23 protein-coding genes and 2 tRNA genes are annotated in these 23663 nt (G+C 45.9%); 21 read left to right on the top strand and 4 right to left on the bottom strand.

Annotated features, from left to right (window positions below; all coding sequences use genetic code 11):
* Positions 1–47: 47 nt before the first annotated feature.
* The 3 genes from pelA to G9G54_RS02980 all read left to right on the top strand — a co-directional run bounded on the left by pelA (position 48) and on the right by G9G54_RS02980 (position 2385).
* Positions 48–1337 (top strand): pectate lyase, encoded by a 1290-nt coding sequence (gene pelA, locus G9G54_RS02990; protein ID WP_165175981.1) that lies wholly within the window; start codon positions 48–50, stop codon positions 1335–1337.
* 134 nt (positions 1338–1471) lie between these two features.
* Positions 1472–1990, top strand: a complete 519-nt coding sequence (locus tag G9G54_RS02985; protein WP_025722002.1) for an acyl-CoA thioesterase — start codon at positions 1472–1474, stop codon at positions 1988–1990.
* Positions 1987–2385, top strand: a complete 399-nt coding sequence (locus G9G54_RS02980) for an FxsA family protein (RefSeq protein WP_013309596.1) — start codon at positions 1987–1989, stop codon at positions 2383–2385. The genes G9G54_RS02985 and G9G54_RS02980 overlap by 4 nt, the downstream gene beginning before the upstream one ends.
* Positions 2386–2414: 29 nt before the next feature.
* Here G9G54_RS02980 and ytvI read toward each other — a convergent pair whose 3' ends face one another.
* A complete protein-coding gene (ytvI, locus tag G9G54_RS02975; RefSeq protein WP_165175979.1) occupies positions 2415–3533 on the bottom strand; it encodes a sporulation integral membrane protein YtvI in 1119 nt (372 codons plus the stop codon).
* 345 nt (positions 3534–3878) lie between these two features.
* On the opposite strand from ytvI, the gene citZ reads away from it, so the two are divergent.
* The 15 genes from citZ (at position 3879) to G9G54_RS02900 (ending at position 20670) form a co-directional block, all read left to right on the top strand.
* A complete protein-coding gene (gene citZ, locus G9G54_RS02970) occupies positions 3879–4991 on the top strand; it encodes a citrate synthase (RefSeq protein ID WP_028542893.1) in 1113 nt (370 codons plus the stop codon).
* A 151-nt stretch (positions 4992–5142) separates the two neighbouring features.
* Positions 5143–6438: an NADP-dependent isocitrate dehydrogenase gene (gene icd / locus G9G54_RS02965; protein ID WP_165175977.1), complete on the top strand. Its 1296-nt coding sequence runs from the start codon at positions 5143–5145 to the stop codon at positions 6436–6438.
* Positions 6439–6454: 16 nt separating this feature from the next.
* Complete coding sequence (mdh, locus tag G9G54_RS02960; protein WP_165175976.1) at positions 6455–7396, top strand: malate dehydrogenase; 942 nt, start codon at positions 6455–6457, stop codon at positions 7394–7396.
* Positions 7397–7714: 318 nt separating this feature from the next.
* Complete coding sequence (locus G9G54_RS02955; protein WP_165175974.1) at positions 7715–8131, top strand: hypothetical protein; 417 nt, start codon at positions 7715–7717, stop codon at positions 8129–8131.
* A 215-nt stretch (positions 8132–8346) separates the two neighbouring features.
* On the top strand, positions 8347–9216 hold the full coding sequence (locus tag G9G54_RS02950; RefSeq protein WP_165175973.1) for an SDR family oxidoreductase: 870 nt from the start codon (positions 8347–8349) through the stop codon (positions 9214–9216).
* 118 nt (positions 9217–9334) lie between these two features.
* Positions 9335–11137, top strand: coding sequence for a two-component system histidine kinase PnpS (gene pnpS / locus G9G54_RS02945; RefSeq protein ID WP_165175971.1), 1803 nt, complete (start codon positions 9335–9337; stop codon positions 11135–11137).
* Positions 11138–11265: 128 nt separating this feature from the next.
* On the top strand, positions 11266–11997 hold the full coding sequence (locus G9G54_RS02940) for a response regulator transcription factor (protein WP_013309604.1): 732 nt from the start codon (positions 11266–11268) through the stop codon (positions 11995–11997).
* Between the two features lie 159 nt (positions 11998–12156).
* A complete protein-coding gene (locus tag G9G54_RS02935; RefSeq protein WP_165175970.1) occupies positions 12157–13281 on the top strand; it encodes a methyl-accepting chemotaxis protein in 1125 nt (374 codons plus the stop codon).
* A gap of 127 nt (positions 13282–13408) precedes the next feature.
* A complete protein-coding gene (gene pstB / locus G9G54_RS02930) occupies positions 13409–14167 on the top strand; it encodes a phosphate ABC transporter ATP-binding protein PstB (RefSeq protein WP_061828674.1) in 759 nt (252 codons plus the stop codon).
* Between the two features lie 39 nt (positions 14168–14206).
* Positions 14207–14866 (top strand): phosphate signaling complex protein PhoU, encoded by a 660-nt coding sequence (phoU, locus tag G9G54_RS02925; protein WP_165175968.1) that lies wholly within the window; start codon positions 14207–14209, stop codon positions 14864–14866.
* Positions 14867–15043: 177 nt separating this feature from the next.
* Positions 15044–17698 (top strand): DNA polymerase I, encoded by a 2655-nt coding sequence (gene polA / locus G9G54_RS02920; RefSeq protein ID WP_165175967.1) that lies wholly within the window; start codon positions 15044–15046, stop codon positions 17696–17698.
* A gap of 71 nt (positions 17699–17769) precedes the next feature.
* On the top strand, positions 17770–18600 hold the full coding sequence (gene mutM / locus G9G54_RS02915; protein WP_165175965.1) for a DNA-formamidopyrimidine glycosylase: 831 nt from the start codon (positions 17770–17772) through the stop codon (positions 18598–18600).
* Between the two features lie 110 nt (positions 18601–18710).
* Positions 18711–19502, top strand: a complete 792-nt coding sequence (locus G9G54_RS02910; protein ID WP_165175963.1) for an MntP/YtaF family protein — start codon at positions 18711–18713, stop codon at positions 19500–19502.
* An 11-nt stretch (positions 19503–19513) separates the two neighbouring features.
* Positions 19514–20110: a dephospho-CoA kinase gene (coaE, locus tag G9G54_RS02905; protein WP_165175962.1), complete on the top strand. Its 597-nt coding sequence runs from the start codon at positions 19514–19516 to the stop codon at positions 20108–20110.
* Positions 20107–20670, top strand: a complete 564-nt coding sequence (locus G9G54_RS02900; RefSeq protein ID WP_023987928.1) for a lytic transglycosylase domain-containing protein — start codon at positions 20107–20109, stop codon at positions 20668–20670. Before coaE ends, G9G54_RS02900 begins: the two co-directional genes overlap by 4 nt.
* 117 nt (positions 20671–20787) lie before the next feature.
* On the opposite strand, the gene G9G54_RS02895 is transcribed toward G9G54_RS02900, so the two are convergent.
* Positions 20788–21012, bottom strand: a complete 225-nt coding sequence (locus G9G54_RS02895; protein ID WP_013309613.1) for an alpha/beta-type small acid-soluble spore protein — start codon at positions 21010–21012, stop codon at positions 20788–20790.
* 105 nt (positions 21013–21117) lie between these two features.
* Between G9G54_RS02895 and nrdR the strand changes: the two genes are divergently transcribed.
* The 3 genes from nrdR to G9G54_RS02880 all read left to right on the top strand — a co-directional run bounded on the left by nrdR (position 21118) and on the right by G9G54_RS02880 (position 21875).
* Positions 21118–21585 carry a transcriptional regulator NrdR gene (gene nrdR, locus G9G54_RS02890; protein ID WP_013309614.1) on the top strand — a complete coding sequence of 156 codons (468 nt, stop codon included), beginning with the start codon at positions 21118–21120 and terminating at the stop codon, positions 21583–21585.
* 129 nt (positions 21586–21714) lie between these two features.
* A tRNA-Ala gene (locus G9G54_RS02885) sits at positions 21715–21790 on the top strand.
* Between the two features lie 12 nt (positions 21791–21802).
* Positions 21803–21875 (top strand) — tRNA-Lys (locus G9G54_RS02880).
* A gap of 132 nt (positions 21876–22007) precedes the next feature.
* Here the strand turns inward: G9G54_RS02880 and G9G54_RS02875 are convergent.
* Both G9G54_RS02875 and G9G54_RS02870 read right to left on the bottom strand, forming a co-directional pair.
* Entirely contained in the window at positions 22008–23012 is a 1005-nt protein-coding gene (locus G9G54_RS02875) for an alpha/beta hydrolase family protein (RefSeq protein ID WP_165175960.1), read from the bottom strand.
* Positions 23009–23659 carry a GNAT family N-acetyltransferase gene (locus G9G54_RS02870; protein WP_165175959.1) on the bottom strand — a complete coding sequence of 217 codons (651 nt, stop codon included), beginning with the start codon at positions 23657–23659 and terminating at the stop codon, positions 23009–23011. Before G9G54_RS02870 ends, G9G54_RS02875 begins: the two co-directional genes overlap by 4 nt.
* Positions 23660–23663 lie beyond the last annotated feature (4 nt).

The following is a 23663-nucleotide window of genomic DNA, read 5'->3' as shown; positions in this document are numbered from 1 at the left end:
GTTAAACTGAACACAATTACCCAAATCAAAATAAGGGAGAGGTTCAAATGAAGAAGAAGATGTGTCCAACCGTAAAGATGATAGCGCTTTCAAGTTTGGCGATTACAGTAACGTCAGGACTCCTAAGTCCCTCATGGGCTGCGGCACAGGAGATGGTGCCTGCTACATATGATTCAGGACGTGAATCGACGACTGCTTCTTATGAACTTACCACAGATTCAGCTGTGGGACGGGACGTTTATGGTGGCGATGTAAATTCAGGTGTTTTGGATCGTGAGCAATTATTTGGGCTGTCGGCTGTGGCGAAGCCAACCGCTGTTGTGAATACAGACAGCCTCCTGAACAAAATGCGCGACTTTAGCAAGTTTTCTACGGGGAATATATCCAAGGATACGACACTTGCCTTAAATATTGTATCCTGGCAATTGCCACATGGCGGATTCTTCAAAGCTATGGAAAAGAATTATAAATCCAAATGGGATGGCAAAACTGCACGCTCCACATGGAAAAGCAAGGATGGTGTTGAGCTCGGAACGTTTGATAACGAGGCCACGACAACCGAGATTCGCTTTTTAGCGGATGTATACAAAAAAACCAAAAATAAAGACATTAAGAACAGTGTACAAAAAGCAGTCGACTTCGTACTAACCTCTCAATATTCCTCAGGTGGCTGGCCTCAGGTATACCCTAAACGTGGTAATTATTCCGATGCTGTAACTTATAATGATGATGCGATGGTCAGAGTTATGGTTTTGGCTGACGATATTGTGAACAAGAAGCAGCCGTTTGATAGCGATATTCTGGATAACTCTTACCGCTCCAGACTTCAGCAAGCGCTAAACAAAGGTATCCAGTACACAATTAAGTCTCAAATTGTAAATAATGGTACACCGACAATCTGGGGTGCACAGCACGATCCAGCTACTTATGCATCTGTTGAAGCCCGGGCATTTGAGTTACCTTCCAAAACAACTACGGAATCAGTAGGCATTACTGCTTTTCTCATGTCCCAGCCGCAAACCGCTGAAGTGAAAAAAGCGGCTCAGAGCGCTTTGAAATGGTTTGATGCCAACCGAATCGACGGTATCAAATACAATCGTCAAGGTCCGGAGTTTTTCCAAAAGGATGCATCGAGCGTAATGTGGTATCGTTTCTATAATGTGGAAGACAATAAGTATTTCTTTTCAGACCGGGATGGCAAAAAGTATACCGACATCATGAAAATTAGTGAGGAAAGACGACTTGGTTACGCCTGGGCGGGAAGCCAGGCTAAGAGCTTGCTTAAGCTGGCTTCGGATAGCGGATATTATAAACTGTCCAAGCCGTTGCCACAATAATAAAGGGATTATTATATATGATTTGCGAGGGTGGACCGTTCGGTCTGCCCTCTTTTTGTTCCCGGGCTGTAAATATGGTTTAATGGAGAGAGGGCAAAATAGAGATAAAGATGCACAAAGATAGGAGAGCTTGTATGACTCAAGAGGAGAAACAAACGGAATTACGCTGGTATGGCGCACCGCTACGCGTCCGTTATCAGGAAAGCGACCAGATGGGGGTCGTATATCATGCAAATTATTTGAACTGGTTTGAGATCGGGCGCACCGAAATGATCCGACAGGCGGGTTTTAACTATCGGAGTATGGAGGAACGAGGAGTCTTGCTGCCAGTTATTGAAATCAATGCGAAATATGCGAGTCCTGCTCGATATGATGATTTAATTACCATTTATACCGCAATTACGGACTTCTCCAGATTACGTCTAAACTATATCTATGAGGTTCGACGGGTAACGGACGATGAGCATCAAAGGTATCTGGGAAAGGTATGGACCCAGGCAGACACGCTGCCGGGAGAGCTGCTTGTCACAGGGATGACACGGCACGTATGGTTGAACACCGAATGGAAGCCCGTTCGACTGGATCAGGCGCTACCTGAGCTGTACACTGCATTAAGGTTTGCTTTTACAGGCGGGGAGGGACAGAAGTCATGATGATGCGTAAACGTCTGTGGCTGTTGCTGCTGCTCATTCCTTTGGCGGAGCTGTACGGGTTTATATGGGTAAGTCACTGGATTGGAGCGGGCAAAACGATTTTACTCATCATTCTGACGACCCTAATCGGGGCTGCCATGATGCAATTTGAAGGTCGTAAGGTGATTGCCGATGCGAAAAATGAAATGAACCGAGGCCAAATGCCCGGCCGTAAAATGCTGGATGGATTATGTGTCTTTTTCGGTGGGAGCTTACTGCTTATCCCCGGATTTTTAACAGATATTATTGGTTTTACGTTGGTGTTCCCTTTAACACGAGCGTTATACCGACGTTTTTTATTGAAGTGGCTGGAGAAAAAAATGAAAAACGGCAGTATTACGTTTCGGCGGTTTTGACGTAAACTGCCGTTTTTCCTATCCATGATCTAGCGGACTCTTCCGGCGAGAATATAGTTGCGCAAGTCCTGAATGACATTCGCGCGATTCAGTGCATCAACGACAATGAGTGATACAGGTCCGATAATTAGTCCTAAAACGCCAAACAGCTTGAGCCCGATGAACATACCGATGAGGGTGGGAAGCGGGTTCAAGCCCACGCTGCTGGCCAGCACCTTAGGCTCCACGATCTGTCGTCCAATCAACAGGATGATATAAAGGATCGACAATCCTACCCCTAGTGCCAAATTACCAGACATATACGCATACAGTATCCACGGAATCATCACAATGCCAACCCCCAAATAAGGTAGCAAGTCCACTAGCCCGATCATCAAACCGATGGTAAAGGCGGATTCCACACGCAATATGAACAGCCCAACAATGACTGTTAATGCCGTAATGGAGATGATAATAAACTGTGCACGCAAATAGCCGTACAGTGCTTTACGCAGATCGTGCCATATATCCGACAATGGTTTGCGAATCGTATCAGGAACCGTATTTGAGAGCATCCGACTATGTCGGTCCCAGTCCTTACTAATAAAAAAGGCTGCTAATACAATAACCATTAGAACTGCTCCCATATTAGGCAGAGAGGTTAGCAAGTTCAAAACTCCATTAAAAAATTGAGCGACTAGCGTAGTGACAGCCGAACTGACAGTTTGAGTTGTCTTATCAATATTACTGTTAATGGTATGTTGGTAATCCGGATTATCCCGGATAAAATGGTTAATTTCAATTATTACATTTTGAATCAAATCGCTTTGTGTCCAATCGATAAACAGACTTTTAAAACGCTCAATATGCCCGTCAAAAGTCATGGCCAACTTTATAACTTCTCGGACCATGCGGGTGATTGCTGCAGACAGGATAATTGCAATTCCACCTAAATATACAAATAATGAGACCGTGACAGCCGTCCAACGTGGCATACGGGCTTTGTTACGCAGAAAACCAACCAGTGGATTCATGGCATAAGCCACAAGCCAGGCGAATAGGAAAGGATAGACGAGAGGGAAAAGCACATATATGCCCAATAACAGAGCTACAATCACGATTGCCACCCATAGAGCACGAAATATGCGATTCAGGATTAACCGGCTCAAGCTCTCACGGCTCCTTTCTTTTGCGATAGTTTTTCATAAAATAAATGCTCTACTATACATATGCGGGAAAGGGGGGAGACAAGACCTGTGTAAAAAAGTGCAAATGAATCAATAATTTTTGTAAGGGGTTTCAAAAAATTCTTTATGGAAGCGATAAAACATTTGAATGTGTTGGAATAGCCCTCAATGTTCACATAAACGACAAAATCCAGTATAGTGAAAGAAGGTTTAAATATTGACATATGGCGTTAACATTACTCAGCTATTTAAAAGACATATCTTACTTTTGAAAATGTTTACATTGCAAGTCCGTTCACAATGTTTTTACAAAGGAGAGATGTAACGATGACAGCGACTAAAGGTCTGGAAGGGATCGTAGCGACCACTTCCTCCATAAGCTCTATCGTAGATGGCGTTCTCACGTACCGGGGTTATAACATTGATGATTTGGCTGTTAACGCCGATTTTGAAGAGGTAGCTTATTTGTTGTGGTTTGGAAAATTACCTGATAAAGAGCAATTGCAGGAGCTTCGTAACCAGTTAAGCGAATACGCTGCTATTCCGGATGAAATTGTTACTCAATTAAAGTTATATCCGAAAAATTTGAGTACAATGGCTGCCTTGAGGTCAGCCGTATCGTCTCTCGCTTTGTATGACCCAGAGGCGGATGATATGTCGAGAGAGTCTAATGTGACCAAAACCGTCAAGCTTCAGGCGCAATTGCCTACCATTGTGGCAGCTATAGCACGTATACGCGAGGGCTTGGAGCCGATTGCGCCTAAAAAAGGTATTTCCATCGCTGAAAACTTTTTGTATCAGCTGACTGGCAAGGACCCGGAGGAGACGGCTATTAAAGCGTTCAATCAGGCTCTCGTATTGCACGCCGATCATGAATTAAATGCGTCTACCTTTGCTGCGCGTGTAACGGTAGCCACATTGTCGGATATTTATTCTGGAATCACGTCTGCAATTGGAGCTTTAAAAGGACCACTGCATGGTGGGGCCAATGAGGCTGTGGCCAAAACGCTGGAGGAGATTGGTGGCTTGGATCAGGTGGACTCCTATATTCAGGCGAAACTGGATAACCGCGAAAAAATTATGGGCTTTGGACACCGAGTCTATAAAAACGGTGATCCGCGTGCCAAGCATTTGCACAAAATGTCCCGCGAGCTGGGGGAAATGAACGGCGACACAACGTTGTTTGATATGTCAGTTCGAATTGAGGGAATTGTAACAGGGCAAAAAGGCTTGAAGCCCAATGTGGATTTTTATTCTGCCTCTGTGTATACCCAGTTGGGTATCAAGAGAGACCTGTTTACACCTATTTTTGCTGTGAGTCGTGTATCCGGATGGACCGCACACATTTTAGAGCAGTATGAAAATAACCGCCTGATTCGTCCTCGCGCCGAATATACAGGTCCAATGGATCAAAAATATGTATCACCAGAGTTGCGCTAACCCTTTGTTGAAGGAAGATTGAGGTTGTATACCCTGAATTTAAAAAATAAGGTACAATAGAGGGGACGACGAGAGATGTACGTTTTTGTCTGTGATAAAGATCATGTCTTTCGTCCTGTACCCATTCATATCTGAGGAGGAAAAGGAACTTATGGCGAAATTTGAAAAGTTTGAGCTCCCAACTGAAGGCGAAAAAATTACGATTGATAACGGTCAACTACGGGTTCCGAACCATCCGGTAATTCCGTTTATCGAAGGTGACGGTACGGGCCGCGATATCTGGAAAGCTTCCAAGCGCGTACTGGACGCAGCTGTAGAAAAAGCATATAACGGCAGCAAAAAGATTGCCTGGTATGAAGTATTCGCTGGTGAGAAAGCTTTCAATACATACGGCGAATGGCTCCCTAACGATACTTTGGAAGCCATCCGTGAGTATATTGTAGCCATCAAAGGTCCACTTACGACACCTATTGGCGGTGGTATCCGTTCGTTGAATGTGGCATTGCGGCAAGAACTGGATTTATACGTATGTCTGCGTCCTGTTCGTTATTTTAACGGTGTTCCTTCTCCAGTGAAACGTCCTGAATTGGTAGACATGGTTATTTTCCGTGAGAACACAGAAGATATTTACGCGGGGATCGAGTATGCTGAAGGGTCCGAAGACGTGAAAAAGGTTATTCAGTTCCTCCAACAAGAGCTGGGTGTGAACAAAATCCGTTTCCCTGAAACCTCTGGTATTGGCATTAAGCCAGTTTCTTCCGAGGGTTCAAAGCGTCTGGTACGGGCTGCCATTCAGTATGCTGTTGACCACGGACGCAAGAGTGTAACGCTCGTACACAAAGGTAACATTATGAAATTTACCGAGGGTGCCTTCAAAAACTGGGGTTATGAAGTGGCTGAGGAAGAATTTGCAGATAAAGTATTTACTTGGGCCCAATATGATGTAATCAAGGAAAAAGACGGTGAGGATGCGGCGAATGCAGCTCAAAAAGCAGCTGAAGATGCAGGCAAAATCATTATCAAGGATGCGATTGCTGATATTGCACTTCAGCAAGTACTGACTCGTCCTTCTGAATTTGATGTGATTGCTACGCTCAACCTGAACGGGGACTATCTGTCCGATGCTCTTGCTGCCCAAGTTGGTGGAATTGGTATTGCGCCAGGTGCAAACATTAACTATGTAACAGGGCATGCTATCTTTGAAGCTACACATGGTACAGCTCCAAAATACGCCGACAAAGACGTAGTGAACCCTGGTTCCGTAATTCTGTCGGGCGTAATGTTGCTTGAACACTTGGGTTGGCAAGAAGCGGCTGACCTGATTTACAAAGGGCTGGAGACGTCCATTAATAAGAAGATTGTAACTTATGACTTTGCTCGTCTGATGGATGGTGCTACACAAGTGAAATGCTCCGAGTTCGCAGATACCATTATTAGTAACCTGTAAGGAAGGGGAATACCACTTGTCCATTCAACGTAAAAAAATATCCATTGTTGGCGCCGGTTTTACCGGTGCCACTACCGCATTGCTGCTGGCTCAAAAGGAGCTAGGTGATATCGTACTGATCGATATTCCGCAACTAGAGAATCCGACCAAAGGCAAGGCGCTTGATATTTTGGAGGCCGGTCCGGTACAGGGATTTGACAGCCAGATCACGGGCACTTCCAGTTACGAGGATGCAGCTAACTCGGATATCGTCATTATTACAGCCGGGATTGCACGCAAGCCGGGTATGAGCCGTGATGATTTGGTAAATACGAACGCAGGAATTGTAAAATCCGTTTGTGAGAACGTGAAGAAGTATGCGCCGGATTCTATCGTCATTATTCTGAGTAATCCGGTAGATGCTATGACCTATACTGCCTACCAAACGCTTGGGTTCCCGAAAAATCGGGTTATTGGCCAATCAGGTGTGCTGGATACAGCACGATATTGTACCTTTATTGCACAAGAACTGAACGTTTCCGTCGAAGACGTACGCGGCTTCGTTATGGGTGGTCACGGTGATGATATGGTGCCCCTGGTACGCTATTCCAGCGTTGGAGGTATACCTATCGAAACCCTGATTTCGCAGGAACGTATCGAAGCGATCGTACAACGGACACGCGGTGGTGGCGGTGAGATCGTCAATCTGTTGGGTAATGGTAGCGCATATTATGCACCGGCAGCTTCGCTTGCACAGATGACAGAAGCGATTGTAAAAGATAAAAAACGGATTATCCCGGTCATCGCCTATCTGGAGGGAGAGTACGGCTATCAGGATTTATTCCTTGGTGTACCGACACTTCTTGGCGGTAATGGTATCGAAAAAGTGTTCGAGTTGGAATTGACAGCCGAAGAAAAAGCAGCGCTCGATCAATCCGCCGAATCGGTCCGCAATGTGATTAAAATAGTTACCGTATAGATTCAATTTTCTACTAAATCGGTATACTTTTACTTGAAGAGGTGTTCCCAAGCCATAGTCATGGCCACCGGACACCTCTTTTACTTTTAAACGGAATATAAGGAATCTATTCGCTTTCTTCCTTATTCCTTTGCTTTGATTCATTTCCCCAGTATAATAGAGTTCATATGCATTGATAGTTTCATGAGAAATTTTGCAAAATCCTGACATAGAAAAGCATGTCCCAAAACACTGTAAAGATGGTAGTCATTCGTTGGAATATGATCGTTCTATGGAAAAAGAGTTTGTGAGAAAACAAAGAAATGGAGGTTGTAAAGAATGTTTTTTATTCACATTATTGGATCACTGGCGATGGGTTTTTATTTATTGCTCCCCTTCGTTGTGGCCAAAATCGACAAATTGGCTCCTAGCGTGCAGGAGGGAACGATATCGGCTGTTCAGCTTTTGAACCGTTTAGCTCAATTTGCACTGATCCTAGTGCTTGTTAGCGGTATCTATATGATTTTTGCCTGGAATTCTTATTCGGTAGCATGGATCGTTGTCGTTTTGCTGTTGTTTCTCGCCATTTCTGGTATCGCGGGAGCCATGGGTAAGCCGTTACGGCTGTCGCTGGAAGCGATTCGTAGCCAACAGCCTATTACGCAATACGCTGGCAAAATGCGAATGTTCAGTACGCTGCTTGCCGTCTTCCTGATATTAATTACGTTTTTAATGGTATACAGCCATATTATTTAATTATGTATTTGGTGAGAGTCTATAATCGAATGATGACAAATTCTAAATTGAAAAAACGGTCTGTGCTGAAATAAGCATAGGCCGTTTTTTGTGCACTCAAATCACTACATTTTTCTTTTTTCGTTTAACGAATAACTTTGTGTGGTAAATCAGGAGTAGAGTGGATGCAAATGTTGCATCCTAAAAAATATCTGATTTTGAAGGGAGAATGTACAATGCCTAAAAGTAATCAACCTCAGCAAACTTTGCCCCCGCAGCATCAGGACCAGCAACCGGGGATTGAGTCCAAAATGTCGCCTGCACCCCAATTTGAAAAACCAACTTACAAAGCCGCTGGCAAGCTAACAGGTAAAGTTGCACTTATTACTGGTGGGGACAGTGGAATTGGACGGGCTGTAGCTGTCACGTATGCCAAAGAAGGTGCGGACGTAGCTATCATCTACTTGAATGAGCATAAGGATGCGGAAGAAACAAAACGTCAGGTAGAGCAGGAGGGACGCAAATGCGTATTGATTCCTGGCGATATCGGAGATGACCAATTTGCCAAAAAAGCGGTTCAACAGACGGTTAACGAGTTGGGTAAGCTCGACATTGTCGTGAACAATGCGGCAGAGCAACATCCACAACAAAAGCTGGAGGATATCACCAAAGAACAGTTGGAGCGCACGTTCCGTACGAATATTTTCGGTATGTTCTTCCTGACGCAAGCAGCATTGCCGCATTTGAAGAAAGGGAGCACAATCGTCAATACAACATCGATTACCGCGTACGCTGGGAACAAGACACTCATTGATTATTCATCGACCAAAGGGGCAATCACATCCTTTACTCGTTCCCTTTCACTTAATTTGGCCGATCAAGGTATTCGGGTGAACGCTGTAGCACCAGGGCCGATCTGGACGCCGTTAATCCCATCTACATTTGATGCCAAGACGGTCAGCGAATTTGGTGGAGCACAGCCTATGAAGCGCCCGGGTCAGCCGGAAGAATTGGCGCCAGCTTATGTGTACCTTGCTTCAGACGATTCGTCTTATGTTAGCGGGCAGGTTATTCATATCAATGGCGGAGAAGTTGTAAACGGGTAAGAGGATAAGGAAAAGGTTGGGGCAGTATTACGCTCCAGCCTTTTTTCTTTTCACAGTGGAACATAATGCAGGTAGCCTGTAGAATGAACTTAACTTACATAAAGGATGGGCATATCTTATGAAATCGTTTCGTTTCAGGCTTACCCTGATCATGCTGATTTTGATTGGCGTATCTGTCCTTGCTGCTGGAATCACGATGGGACAAATTTTTAAAAATTCGAATATGAAGGTGCTAGAGGAGAACATGGGACGGGAGATCGACCTGCTTCGCGCTACATTCCCTTTTGTTAATGCAGATGCCCTGTCCAGTACGGATTATGTCTCTTATTATTCTCAAAAGGCGAAGGAAATTGCCCGTCTGACGGAATCGCGGGTGACCTTCATTCGCAAGGACGGGACGGTGGTTGGCGATTCGTTAAGCGATCCGCGTAAGATGGAAAACCACGCATCTCGTGAAGAAATTCAGCAAGCCTCAACAGAGGGAATCGGACGCACGATTCGTTACAGTGAAACCTTGCAGCGGAACATGCTATACGTTGCAGAGCCGGTTGTATCGGACAAGGGCTTTGACGGATATATCCGTTTGTCCATGAGTCTGAAAGCGGTGGAGGAGGGAGTACGGCGCGGCTGGACGGCCATCGGGATTGGACTCGTGTTGCTGTTCCTTGCTGCTGGATTGGTGAGCTATCGTATTGCCCGCAGTCTGACCTCGCCTATTGAGCATATTACAGGGGTAGCCAACCGCATTTCAGGACTGGATTATGACGCAAGGGTTGGTGTGCAGCGCCGGGACGAAGTAGGGCAACTGGGTGAAGCCATTAATCGTATGGCTGACAGTCTCCAAAACCAAATGAAAACGATACGTGACAATGAGGATCTACTCCAGAGCGTCATGAGTAATATGACAGGCGGGATTCTAATGATTGATGCAAGTGAGTGTATTGCGCTTGTAAACCGTGAGTCTGAGCGAATGCTTGGTGTCGTGGGTAAACGGGTGACTGACAAGCCGTATCATGAGCTGAAGAAGCACTATGAGCTCACAAAGCTAATTGAGGGCAGCATACAAAGCCGAGAGAGGCTGCATGGTGAGGTTCATTTGTACAATCCCGAGGAAAGACTCGTGTTGCTGGATGGTGTCCCGATGCATGAGGATGAAGGCGGATACCGGGGGATGCTGTTCCTTTTACAGGATATTACGGCTATTCGACGGTTGGAAAATATGCGGAGCGAATTTGTGGCAAACGTTTCTCATGAGCTAAAAACACCAATTGCCGCAGTCAAGGGTTTTGCCGAGACGTTACTCGGTGGCGGGGTTAAAGATGAGGAGACGGCCCGTTCATTTTTGCAAATTATATATGATGAAAGCGAACGATTGAATCGACTGATCGGTGACATTCTGGAGTTATCTAAAATTGAATCCAAGCGTTCCCCGCTGGATTGTTCGCCAGTGCACGTTTCGTCGTTCATAGAATCATTGCTGGAAAAACTGAACAATGTAGCTGCCAAAAAAAGAATTACGCTGCATATGGATATCCCGGATGAGCTGTTTATGGAGGCAGATGAAGATAAGCTTCAGCAGATTTTCCTGAACCTTTTGTCTAATGGCATCAACTATACACTTGATGGTGGCAAGGTAAAGATTAAGGTTTTAACGGTACAGCGGGAGAATGACACGGAAAAGGTCGTATTTACAGTCAGTGATACAGGTATTGGAATTCCAAAGAAGGACCTGCCACGTATCTTTGAACGCTTTTACCGGGTGGACAAAGGACGCTCGCGCAACTCTGGCGGAACGGGACTGGGATTGTCGATCGTCAAACACTTGGTCGATTTGCATCATGGCACCCTTTCGGTGGAAAGTGAGCTTGGATTGGGTACCACATTTACAGTTGAATTACCGCTATTGCAACAGGAAGAATGAACTAGAACATTTTTTACATTCTGTTAACAATGCCGTGATAAAATAAACGGGTGTCGCATGAGTATGAAAAAGGTTTCAGGATTTTGACCAATGCGCCTTTAACAGGTAAACAGGAGATGAAGTTATTTATGGGACAACGCTTGCTGGTTATTGAGGATGAACCAACGCTTGCCAGATTGCTATCCTACAATTTGATACAAGAAGGCTTCGAAGTGGACACGGAGGATCATGGCAGTGCCGGTTTTGAAAAAGCCTCCAGAGAGTCCTACGATTTGATCCTGCTGGATTTGATGCTGCCGGGAATGAACGGACTGGACATTCTGAGCAGACTTCGCCATCAGGGGCTGACAACGCCGATCATTATTTTAACCGCCAAAAACGGCGAAGCCGAGGTTGTCCAAGGGCTGAAGTCGGGTGCGGATGATTACATCACGAAGCCTTTTGGCGTTTCTGAGCTGTTGGCCCGTGTAACGGCTGTGCTGCGAAGAACTTCCGGCGGGGATGAAGGAGTGCTGTCTGATCAGAAAGATAGCTCCAAAATTCAATTGGGCGAGCTGGAGATTTACCCTGAAAAATATGAAGTCATTCTTGGAGGTCAGTCCATCAGCCTCAGACCAAAGGAATTTGAGGTACTTCTTTATTTGTCCCGCAAGCCGGGTGTAGTCCTGACCCGGGATGATCTGATGAATGCTGTTTGGGGGTTTGACTACATTGGCGGTCAACGGACCGTGGATGTGCACGTCAGTTCCTTACGTAAAAAACTGGAGCTTGATCCCGACTCGGTTCATATCGATTCGATCCGTGGAGTGGGGTACAAGCTGGTTGTAAATAAAAAAAGAAGCGCTTCTCATTTATTATAAATGAGGAGCGTTTTTCTTTGTTCAGGGTGGTGGGGGAAGACTTTTGTGTCCATTTCGTGATTTTACATTTCATTAACAAAAATAGACGCTAGAATCAACAAATGACCGATATGATGTTCCCGTCACTCCAAGTAGTTAAAAAAAGGGGACTTCAGAACGATGATAACGGAACCAAAGACCCAGCCGAGTTCCACTGCCGTGATTGAACGTGAAGCATACAAGCCGATTACTACCTATGTGCCATGCCGGGAGGTTCCGATCATTGGTACGGATATGACTTGTAAAGAACTGTTAGCACTAATGAAAACACAGGAAGGTATACCTTGTGTTATTGTTGTGGATAAAAATGACCTTCCACTGGGCATTATTATGAGAGATGCGTACAATCGCCATTTTACGGGCAGATTTGCTGCGGCGTTGTTCTATGACAAGCCTGCGGCCATATTTGCCGACCCCGATACATTAATTGTGGAACTGAAAAGCCGAGCATCGGATATTGTGGAACTGGCGATGCTGCGCGAAGATCAGCGTTTTTACGATTGTGTGTTGATTAAGGAAGGAACACGGTTACTCGGCGTACTCACGATTCGTGATATCCTGTCCGTCGTGCAGCGAATGCAAAGAGAAGCAGACGAAGAGCGGGGCGATGTGATTCGGCATAGCTATGACGGAGTCCAGCGTATTCAGCTCACTGTGCTGGATGCAGCTAAAGAGGCCGATGACAGTGTGCGGCTAACCCGCTCAATGAGTGAATTATCCCGCCGTGGCAAAGTAGAACTGGAGGATGTTTTGCTCTCCTATCGTGCAGTCACGGAGCAAATGAAGCGCCAGCATGAGCAGATGACGGCGTTGACCCAATCGCTGAATGACATTGCGGGCATGGCCTCTTCCATTCGTGCATTGGCAGATCACAGCGGACTGCTGGCGATCAACGCGTCCATTGAAGCGGCACATGCTGGCGAACACGGACGAGGCTTCCAGATTGTGTCTCAGGAGGTGCGGAATATGTCACTCCAGACGAAAGCCTTTTCCACACAGATTACAGGCTTACTCACCCATATCGAGCAAATGCTGCGTGACACCGCTGAACTGACGGATACGAGTATGCAGCAGATTCATACAGGCTCTCAATATATATCTGCCGGAACACAAACTTTTGCCAAACTACTGCAGGCTGTCGATGAAATTGAAGCTAAAAACAGTGAAATGTCCCGTTCCGCAGAGGAAGCGGCTTTGAATGCAGCCGAAATTGCGCAGGAGCTTGAGCTCATGCTAAGTTCTTGATCATTTTACATACCGTTAACAAATCCACCACACTAAGTTTACACACAGCTTATATAATCTTCATATTGTGCAAATCAGGTGCAATGCTTGAGGATCATAACTGCAACACGAAGGAGATCATAAATCCATGAATGATTCCGTAATTCGGATCGATAAGCTGAATTTATATTACGAGAAATTTCACGCGCTGAAACATATAAACCTCGATATTCCTGAAAAAACGGTAACTGCCTTTATCGGCCCGTCCGGCTGCGGCAAATCAACCCTGCTGCGTACGCTGAACCGGATGAATGACATGATACCGGGAACGCGTATTGAAGGCACTGTGAGTATCGCAGGTCAGGATATATACGGCGATACTATGGAAGTAGAAACTCTGCGTAAGCAGGTGGGAATGGTTTTTCAACAGCCTAACCCATTTCCCAAATCGATTTATGATAACGTGGCCTACGGCCCGCGTCTGCATGGAATTCGGCAAAAGGACAAGTTGGACGAATTGGTCGAGCAAAGCCTGCGGCAAGCGGCACTCTGGGAAGAGGTCAAGGACTTTCTGAAGCGTTCTGCTCTGAGCTTGTCCGGTGGACAACAGCAACGGTTGTGCATTGCCCGGGCGCTTGCTGTACAGCCAGATATTTTGCTTATGGACGAGGCGACATCTGCGCTGGATCCAATCTCCACGATGAAAATTGAAGAACTGGTTCAGGAATTGCGAGACACGTATACCATTGTCATGGTGACGCATAACATGCATCAGGCAGCGCGTGTGTCCGGTCGAACTGCGTTCTTTTTGAATGGTGTTGTGGTGGAAGCGGCGGACACACAGACGATGTTTTCCACGCCGCAAGATTCACGTACGGAAGATTATATTTCAGGGCGATTTGGCTAAAGCCTACCAGATAAATATGCCAGAAGGGGTGACTTCGAAATGATACGTAGAAAAGGTTTTGATGAAGGGTTAGATGAACTGAGAGCCGTACTGCGCGAAATGGGTGCACACGTTTCGAAGGCGCTCGATCAGGCCATTGAATGTTTGCAGACCAAAAATACAGAATTGGCTCAGCAGGTGGTCAAAAATGATGCATCCCTCAATACGCTGGAAGAGAGTATTCTCGATATGGGTTCCAAGCTCATTATTACCCAACAGCCGGTAGCGAAGGATTTGCGCCGGATCATTGTTGCATTTAAAATTTCCAGTGATCTGGAACGAATGGGCGATTTGGCGCTTGATATTGCCAAGGTGACACTTCGCTTGGAAGGGCAACAGATCATTAAGCCGCTGGTGGATATTCCGCACATGGCTTCCATTGTTAAAGAAATGATAGATGATGCGATCAAATCCTATTTGGATGAAAATACAGATCTGGCCTACAAAATGGCCAAAGAGGATGATCGTGTGGATTCCATGTATAGCCACATGATCAGCGATCTGTACGCCTTTATGGTAGAAAAGCCGGCAGAGGCTTCACAAGCCATGCTGCAACTACTTGTAGGACGATACATTGAACGAATTGGTGACCATGCTACGAATATCGGTGAAAGCACTGTATATCTCGTGACAGGGGAGAGACCAGATTTGAACCAGTAGAGCTTTCAGGTATATAGCGGTTGTTTCTGACCCAGACTTGTCTTTGAGCAAAAGGCAAATTTGGTTAAGAAGCAGCCGTTTTTTTCTGAAAAAGGAGTCTTGTATGTTAAGATAGGAAGAGGAATGCGTAAAACGTAAGAACGTTACGAATGCATTGATGAACTTGCGAGGTGCTAAATGGATAAACTCATGCTTATAGATGGCAACAGTATCATTTACCGGGCGTTTTTTGCTATGCCACCGTTAACAAATTCGAGCGGGCAGCAGACGAACGCGGTGTATGGATTTACGACGATGTTATTGCGGCTCTTGGAGGAGCACAAACCAACACATATTCTGGTTGCCTTCGATGCCGGTAAAATAACGTTTCGCCATAAAGGATACGAGGATTACAAAGGTGGACGGGAGAAAACCCCGCCAGAGCTGTCTCAGCAATTTCCGTTGCTGAAAGAGCTATTGACCGCTTTCGGCATTGCCCAGTTTGAATTGGATGGCTATGAGGCGGACGATATTATAGGCACCCTTTCCAAGACAGCGGACGAAGCCGGCTTCAATGTGCTAGTCGTGACCGGGGACAAGGATATGCTTCAATTGGCTTCAGACCATGTCACAGTCGGCTTGACTCGCAAAGGGGTTACTGAGGTGGAGACGTATGGACCTGAGCAAATTCAGGAACGATATGGCCTGAAGCCGCTGCAAATTATTGATCTTAAGGGCCTGATGGGCGATACGTCGGACAATATTCCTGGTATTCCTGGCGTAGGTGAAAAAACAGCGCTCAAGCTGCTGCATCAGTATGGTTCAGTCGAAGAAGTACTGGCGCACACAAATGAGCTGAAGGGCAAAATGAAAGAACGCGTGGAGACACATGCTGATGATGCGCGAATGAGCAAAGATTTGGCGACCATTTACCGGGATGTAACGTTGGACAAGCAGCTGGAAGATGTGGTCTTCGGCGGGCTGCAAGCAGAAACGGCTGGGCCAGCTCTGGCGAAGCTGGAGTTCAAGTCCTTGCTGGAGCGTTTATCTTTTTCAGGTGAGGTTGGCAGTACTGGGGTAGACGTAGAGGAAGCCGCGGCTGACGTAACAGTGCTGGATGAGCAGCGGATTAGCGAATTGGTAGAAGTGTTGGATCATGTGGATGTGCTGCATGTTGAAACGCATGGTGATAATCCGCATCATGCTGACATCGTAGGTCTGATATTTGCCGCAACGGGACAGCAGTTTTTTATGATACTGGATGTACTGCAAAGCGATGCAGCTACACCTATTCGCGATTGGCTTGCTGACCCTGAACGCAAAAAACGCGGTCATGATCTGCATCGTACGGATTTGGCTTTACACTGGCATGGAATTGAGTTTGCAGGTGCCGAGTTTGATGTGCAATTGGCAGGGTACTTGCTGGACCCGACCGATGCCAACCAGACATTGAGCGGATTGGCAGCCAAGTATAGCTTGTCTTCGATCCGTCCTGACGAAGAAGTGTTCGGTAAAGGGGCTAAATATAAAGTTCCTGACGTGGATGTACTGTCCGATCATGTGGCGCGTAAGGCAGCGGTGATTGAAGCTTTGGTGCCTGTGCAGCAGGCTGAGCTGGAGAAAACGGAAATGCACAAGCTGTTTCATGAGCTGGAGATGCCGTTGTCCCGCATTTTGGCGGATATGGAGAAGCAGGGCATTTTGGTGAACGTAGAGGAACTGCGCGCTTTGGGTAAAGAATTTGAAGCCCAGATCGCAACGTTGGTGAACGAGATCTACAGCATTGCTGGAGTAGAGTTCAATCTGAATTCGCCCAAGCAGTTGGGTGAGATTTTGTTTGATAAACTGGGTTTGCCTGTCATTAAAAAGACGAAAACGGGGTACTCGACCGATGCGGAGGTACTGGAAAAGCTGGCCCCCTATCATGATATTGTACAAAACATTTTACAGTACCGTACTATTGCCAAACTCCAATCGACGTATGTTGAAGGATTGCTTAAAGAAATTTCGGAGAAAACGGGTAAGGTGCATACGTATTTCCGGCAGACGGTTGCAGCAACTGGACGCTTGAGTAGTCAATTTCCAAATTTGCAAAACATTCCGATTCGTCTCGAAGAAGGTCGCAAAATCCGCAAAGTATTTGTTCCGTCCGAACCGGGCTGGTCTATTTTGGCGGCAGACTACTCACAAATCGAGCTGCGGGTGCTGGCTGATATTTCGGATGATGAACGTTTGAAGGAAGCCTTTGTCCACGATATGGACATTCACACCAAGACCGCATCCGATGTGTTCGGTGTAGCAGCGGAAGATGTGGACTCCAATATGCGGCGTTCTGCGAAGGCAGTCAACTTTGGGATTGTCTACGGGATCAGTGATTATGGTCTGTCACAAAATTTGAATATTACGCGGAAGGAAGCGGCTCGCTTTATCGACCAGTATTTTGATGTGTTCCAAGGCGTTCGCCGTTACATGGATGATATTGTGAAGGATGCGAAGCGGGACGGCTACGTAAAAACGCTGTTGGAACGCAGACGCTATTTGCCGGAGATTAACGCCAGCAATTTCAACCTGCGTTCATTCGCTGAGCGTACAGCGATGAATACGCCGATTCAAGGTACCGCAGCCGATATTATCAAGTTGGCGATGGTACAGATGGATGAGGCCTTACGTGAACGTAAACTTCGCAGCAGAATGCTGCTCCAAGTACATGATGAGCTTGTGTTCGAGGTTCCGCCTGAGGAAATGGAAACGATGAAAGAGCTTGTCCCGGCTACCATGGAAGCTGCATTAAAGCTGGCTGTGCCGCTCAAAGCCGAAGTAAGCTATGGCAGCAATTGGTATGAGTCCAAGTAAGATATTTCAATGAGTAGATAGTCCCAATTTGACGCTGCTTCCGTTATAATATAGGGTGAGGTGAAGACATCATGCCGGAATTACCGGAAGTAGAAACAATTAAACGAACGCTAAACGAGCTTATCGTTGATAAACATATAGATCATGTCACCGTTAATTTGCCGCGGATCATTCAACGGCCCGATGATATCCACGCTTTTGCGATGGAATTGGCCGATCACCGGATTACAGGGGTGGAGAGACGCGGAAAGTTTCTGCGGATTTTGCTGGATGGGCTGGTGCTGGTTTCCCATCTTCGAATGGAAGGGCGATATGGATTATATTCGCAACATGATCCTGTGGAAAAGCATACCCATGTCATCTTTCATTTTAAAGATGGTACGGAGCTGCGTTATCAGGATGTGCGCCAGTTTGGCACGATGCACTTATTTCCGGCAGGACAGGATTTGCTGGAAAAACCGCTGAACAAGCTTGGTTTGGAGCCGATGGACGAGGCCTTTACACCGGAAATGCTGCGTGCTGCTGTTGGAACTCGTTCGACTTCGACCAAGGCAGCGCTGCTAAACCAGTCATATGTGGTGGGCATCGGGAATATTTATGTAGATGAATCGTTGTTTAAGGCGGGGATTCATCCAGCACAGCCAGCCAAAAGCCTAACGGATAGCCAATTTCATGTCTTGCATGAAGCTATTGTCTCCACGCTGGGTGCGTCGATTCAGGTTGGAGGCTCGTCCATTAAATCGTTCGTTAATGGACAGGGTAAAACGGGCGACTTCCAGCATCAATTGCAAATCTATGGACGTAACGCGAAGCCTTGCGTTAACTGTGGCACATTGATCGAAAAATCTGTCGTAGCCGGACGTGGCACACATCATTGTCCGGTCTGCCAGCCTTTGCGCTAAACAGGCACAGTCACCCCAAGCCCATCCCTCTCATATATTGTTCCAAGTACCAATACTGCGGAGGGTTCGGTTGTTATAAGGCCTTGCCTTCGCAATGGGAGGGAATTGGAGTGGCTAATCATTGGGGAGCCCTGCTGTTACTGGCATTTGCGCTAAGTTTGGATAGTTTCGGAGTCGGTGTTACATATGGACTGCGCAAAATGAAAATTCCACTGTTGTCGATTGCTATCATCTCCATATGTTCAGGTTTGGTGATCGGCATATCCATGCAATTGGGCGCATTACTATCTCATGTTCTGTCTCCTGTATATACGACCGTTTTCGGCGCTGTCATCCTGATCTGTATCGGCTGTTACTCTTTGATTCAAGCTCTGCACCGCAAAGAGGATTCGCCAGAGGATTCAGCGGAAGCCTCTCGGCGGCTGCTTCTTACAGAACAAACTGATCCAGTGAGCAGATCTGTTCTTGGAGAGAAGAAGTGTATAGAGGGTGATGATACAGAGTCTTTCCTTAGCTCAAGAAAAGATCTGTCGGCAGAAGCTTCTGTGGAGCAGCAGGAGCGAACGCTATTTTCTCTGGAGTTCCGCAAATGGGGACTTGTTATTCGGATTCTTCGAAGTCCGTCTGCTGCGGATATGGACCGTTCCGGCAGTATATCTGCTACCGAAGCGGTTTGGCTGGGCATTGCATTATCGGTCGATGCGTTCGGAGCGGGACTCGGGGCAGCTATGCTTGGTTTTCAGCCACTGTCTACTGCGCTGGCTATTACGTTATTCAGTGGAACATTTTTGATTGCAGGGATGAAGGCAGGCTTCTTTCTATCAGCATTTCGATTTATGAAGGCGCTGGGTGTATTGCCGGCATTAATACTGATTATGATGGGCATATTGAAGCTGTTATGAGGTGAAAGAGCATGAATATCGGATTAACCGGAGGTATTGCTACCGGAAAAAGCACCGTGTCGGCTCTTTTGGTCGCCAAAGGTGCGCTGCTGATCGACGCAGATGCCATTGCCCGGGAAGTCATGCTTCCGGGGCATCCGGTGCTGGCGGCGGTCATACAGCATTTTGGACAAGCTATAGTGAACAATGACGGAACCCTGCACCGCAAAAAACTGGGTGAGATTGTATTCGGAGACCCTGCCCAGCGGCAGGTACTTAACGATATTACACATCCTGCTATTCGTGAGGAAATGCGTATGCGCATGGAAGCATATGAACGGGAACAGCCGGACAAGCTTGTTTTGGCAGATATCCCGTTACTGTACGAGTCCGGGCTGGAGAGCTTGTACGAGGAAATTATGGTTGTGTACGTACCACGTGATATTCAGCTCCAGCGTCTGATGCTCAGAGACGGTCTGACGGAGGAGCAAGCTGGACTTAGGCTGTCCGCACAAATGGATATTGAACAAAAGAAAAGCTTGGCCGATATCGTTATCGATAATAGCGGAACACAGACTGAGACGAAGCGACAAATTGATCAATTTTGGCAGCGGAAGGGACTTGCATGAATATTTTGCGAAAGAAAAGAGTCCTGCTCACTTTGTTTGTCGGGTTTGTCCTGATCCTGTTCCTTAATTCAAATTGGATGTCCTGGTTCTATCCAATTCAATATAAGGATGAGATTCGGCAGTATTCACAAACGTATGAAGTGGACCCATTTTTGGTGGCGTCTATTATCCGTGTAGAAACCAATTTTAAAACCAGCAAGCAGTCGCATAAGGGGGCACTGGGCCTGATGCAGATTATGCCGAATACGGCAAATTGGATTATGGACAGCGCCCAGATTCAAAAGGTTCCGCTGGACAGTGTCAAGCACGAGCCTGGCACCAATATTGAGCTGGGAACCTGGTATTTGCATAACCTATCCATGAAGTTTCAGGATAATCCTGTAGCAATCGTAGCTGCTTACAATGCAGGGCCAGGGAAAGTTCAGGAGTGGCTGGATAAGGGAGTGTGGGATGGAAAAGAAGAGTCCATTAAGCAAATCCCTTTTGGTGAGACACGACATTATGTACAGCGGGTCATTTATTACTACAGGCAATACACGAAAATTTATAATGATTTTTAAATGGCAAGTTAATGACATGATTGACTTTTCGCTTTAAAATGAAAAAAGCGCAGGACAGGCTGTTTTTAGCAGCCCATCCATACACTTTATCTTGTTATTTCTGCATTATTACCGCGATTATTGGTATTGACCTGCCAATTGTTGTTCGGCGATCGTTACGAGGCGTTTTGTGATGTAGCCCCCGATCGAACCGTTCTCATAGGAAGTCATGTTACCTTGGTATCCATCTTGAGGAATGCTGATACCCAGCTCTTGAGCGATTTCATATTTCATTTGCTCCAGAGCGCCGGAGGATCTGCTGACTACCAGATTGTTGGAGTTGCCATTGTTTCCTTGTGCCATTGTTGTTCACCTCCTCGCGATGTGGTAAACATATTATGATCCGTTTCGACAAAATTATTACTAAAAATCTTCGGGAATTTATTGGAAAAAGAAAGTGGTGAGATTATGAAGTGTCCGTATTGTGCCTACAATGGCACGAAAGTGTTGGATTCGCGACCTGCGAATGATAATAAGTCCATCCGTCGCCGCCGTGAATGTGAACAGTGTGCCAGGCGTTTTACCACCTTTGAAATGGTGGAGGAAACCCCGCTCATGGTCATCAAAAAAGACGGCAGCCGTGAAGAATTTAGTCGTGATAAAATGCTGCGCGGTCTCATTCGGGCCTGCGAGAAGCGCCCAGTATCCGTCGAGCAACTGGATATGATCGTATCCCAGGTAGAGAATGCTATCCGCAACACAGCAGCCACAGAAGTGGATAGCCAGCAGATCGGTGAGCTGGTCATGGAACAGCTTTACCCAGTGGATGAAGTCGCCTACGTACGTTTTGCGTCCGTCTATCGTCAGTTTAAAGACATCAATATGTTTATGAAGGAACTGAAAACACTATTATCTAAAGATACAGCCAGCGACTGATCGCTGACTGTATCTTTCTTGGGACAAAGTGGGAAGATGATTATATTTTTTTATAAAAGTATTGACACAGGAATAAAAATTTTATATGATATAGAAGTCGCTTGAAACGTTGATTAACTTACTTGCGATGGGGCCTTAGCTCAGCTGGGAGAGCGCATCGCTGGCAGCGATGAGGTCAGGGGTTCGATCCCCCTAGGCTCCACCAAACTTTTATTATGGACTCTTAGCTCAGTTGGTAGAGCAGTTGACTCTTAATCAATTGGTCCAGGGTTCGAGTCCCTGAGAGTCCATTCTTTAGAAAAAAAACGGCAGAGATGCCGTTTTTTTGTTGTTTATAGATCTATTCCCAGTCTAACCGAGAACAGTTATGGGATTTTCATTAGCATATTCAAAAGAAGTATGGCAAAAAAGAACATCCTTGTTTAACGCTGATTGACATAATCGGCAAGGATTTTGAGATACTCGTCATTCACCAATTTTCTTGGGGCGAATACGGCTGTTAAAAAAGTTAGAGATTTTGAACGCGCAATTTTTTCATCCATCATGGAATGGTCGGCTTCAGGTAAATGAATCACGGACAGCAGCTCTGCGGGTATTTTCTGGCGGTAGACTCGCTCGGTATCCTGTACATCAACATTAATATCTTTGCCAGCCAGAACCAAGAGTACAGGAGAATGGAAGTGACTTAATTCTTTGGTGGAATCAGACCGAAAGTTTTTGCCTATAAAGCTCCATCTTTCTTTGGACATCATATCGTCAGGATCCGCTATGCTTAGGTATTCTTCATAAGAAGCATGTTTTTTCAGTAACTGTAGAATCTCTTGATCGTAGTTCAATGTCTTTTGAATTTCTTGCGGAGTAGCTCCTTCTTGCTCCATTTCTTTTCTGGTATTAAATTGTCCTTGGGAAATCCAGTTCACGGCAGGCGATACAAGGATGCTGAATGCAATATCATGTTCCTCTTTAACGATCTTCGGAATGACCCATCCTGCTTGACTGGCTCCCCATAGGCCGATTTTTTGCGTATCAATCATCGGCAAGGTTCTCGCCCAGTCTATTGCATATCGGATCTCCTGTGCGCGGTCCTCCATGCTTTGATCCAGCCAATTGCCAGGGGCACTATTAATACCGGGCTTATTCAATGACAGGGAGGCATAACCCTTGGAGGCGAACTTTTCCCACAGTGGTTTGTATCCATCATCATATGTGTCATTAATAGGACCATCCCCATGCACAAAAACAACTAATCCAACCTTTCCCGAGTAACCCTTAGGCAAAGCTAATGTACCCGTTAACAGCCCTTTAGGTGTCGTGATTTGTATTTTTTCTTCTGTCATCTTGTAGGAATTTTGATATAGAACAATGAGTATCAAGGCAACAGCTAGAGCTGCCGCAATACCAAAAGTAAGCTTAAATGTTTTTTTCAATGGTGTTCTCTCCTCGAATGCAGGTTCTCTTTCCAACTCATCAGATGCCATACAGGCTCCTTGAACCAAAAATGCCGTAACCCATTATATTTGGATTGTTCTACTTCAAACGCCAGTTTGTGATACAAATGGATAGCCCCTTGGTTCTTATGCGCTACATGAAGCGTCAATGCATGAAACCCAGATTCAACCATAAATTGCTGTGCGAAAGCTAGAAGACGGCGTCCTATTCCCTGGTTACGATGACTTGAACGAATCGCCAAATGATCAATGTAACATTCATTTGCAACGGGGGTATACTCCAGCGCATGCATACCTGTCAAAAATTTAAATACATTGAAGCAACCAAACTGTTTTAGGAGCGGAGCTAAAGAAATGGGGTTTGTTTCAGGAAGTGAAGAGGAGGGGGCCTTCCATTTGAGGGAAAGAACACCGACAACATCTTCGTTCTCTTTGGCTACAAATTGTTTCATAGATGAAGAATAAGGATTTTGAACCCAAACCTGCATTAACAACTGCTGTATAGCTTGATCCTCCAGTGTAACAAGAGATTGGAATTTTGTTTTAAACGATTCGACTAAAAGACTGCAAACGGCTTCATGGTCTTGTTTCTGGTATGCAACAATGTCAAAGGATTTTGCACTCATGTAA

Origin of the sequence: Paenibacillus sp. EKM212P (genome assembly GCF_011066115.1) — a bacterium.
Lineage (GTDB): Bacteria > Bacillota > Bacilli > Paenibacillales > Paenibacillaceae > Paenibacillus > Paenibacillus polymyxa_B.
This window is presented reverse-complemented; position numbering and strand designations above follow the sequence as displayed.

What these genes read in the sequence shown, in the direction of transcription:
- pelA (WP_165175981.1), top strand. Translation starts at nt 48, where the DNA reads ATGAAGAAGAAGATGTGTCCAACCGTAAAGATGATAGCGCTTTCAAGT.
- G9G54_RS02985 (WP_025722002.1), top strand. Translation starts at nt 1,472, where the DNA reads ATGACTCAAGAGGAGAAACAAACGGAATTACGCTGGTATGGCGCACCG.
- G9G54_RS02980 (WP_013309596.1), top strand. Translation starts at nt 1,987, where the DNA reads ATGATGATGCGTAAACGTCTGTGGCTGTTGCTGCTGCTCATTCCTTTG.
- citZ (WP_028542893.1), top strand. Translation starts at nt 3,879, where the DNA reads ATGACAGCGACTAAAGGTCTGGAAGGGATCGTAGCGACCACTTCCTCC.
- icd (WP_165175977.1), top strand. Translation starts at nt 5,143, where the DNA reads ATGGCGAAATTTGAAAAGTTTGAGCTCCCAACTGAAGGCGAAAAAATT.
- G9G54_RS02955 (WP_165175974.1), top strand. Translation starts at nt 7,715, where the DNA reads ATGTTTTTTATTCACATTATTGGATCACTGGCGATGGGTTTTTATTTA.
- G9G54_RS02950 (WP_165175973.1), top strand. Translation starts at nt 8,347, where the DNA reads ATGCCTAAAAGTAATCAACCTCAGCAAACTTTGCCCCCGCAGCATCAG.
- pnpS (WP_165175971.1), top strand. Translation starts at nt 9,335, where the DNA reads ATGAAATCGTTTCGTTTCAGGCTTACCCTGATCATGCTGATTTTGATT.
- G9G54_RS02940 (WP_013309604.1), top strand. Translation starts at nt 11,266, where the DNA reads ATGGGACAACGCTTGCTGGTTATTGAGGATGAACCAACGCTTGCCAGA.
- G9G54_RS02935 (WP_165175970.1), top strand. Translation starts at nt 12,157, where the DNA reads ATGATAACGGAACCAAAGACCCAGCCGAGTTCCACTGCCGTGATTGAA.
- pstB (WP_061828674.1), top strand. Translation starts at nt 13,409, where the DNA reads ATGAATGATTCCGTAATTCGGATCGATAAGCTGAATTTATATTACGAG.
- phoU (WP_165175968.1), top strand. Translation starts at nt 14,207, where the DNA reads ATGATACGTAGAAAAGGTTTTGATGAAGGGTTAGATGAACTGAGAGCC.
- polA (WP_165175967.1), top strand. Translation starts at nt 15,044, where the DNA reads ATGGATAAACTCATGCTTATAGATGGCAACAGTATCATTTACCGGGCG.
- mutM (WP_165175965.1), top strand. Translation starts at nt 17,770, where the DNA reads ATGCCGGAATTACCGGAAGTAGAAACAATTAAACGAACGCTAAACGAG.
- coaE (WP_165175962.1), top strand. Translation starts at nt 19,514, where the DNA reads ATGAATATCGGATTAACCGGAGGTATTGCTACCGGAAAAAGCACCGTG.
- G9G54_RS02900 (WP_023987928.1), top strand. Translation starts at nt 20,107, where the DNA reads ATGAATATTTTGCGAAAGAAAAGAGTCCTGCTCACTTTGTTTGTCGGG.
- G9G54_RS02895 (WP_013309613.1), bottom strand. Translation starts at nt 21,012, where the DNA reads ATGGCACAAGGAAACAATGGCAACTCCAACAATCTGGTAGTCAGCAGA.
- nrdR (WP_013309614.1), top strand. Translation starts at nt 21,118, where the DNA reads ATGAAGTGTCCGTATTGTGCCTACAATGGCACGAAAGTGTTGGATTCG.
- G9G54_RS02870 (WP_165175959.1), bottom strand. Translation starts at nt 23,659, where the DNA reads ATGAGTGCAAAATCCTTTGACATTGTTGCATACCAGAAACAAGACCAT.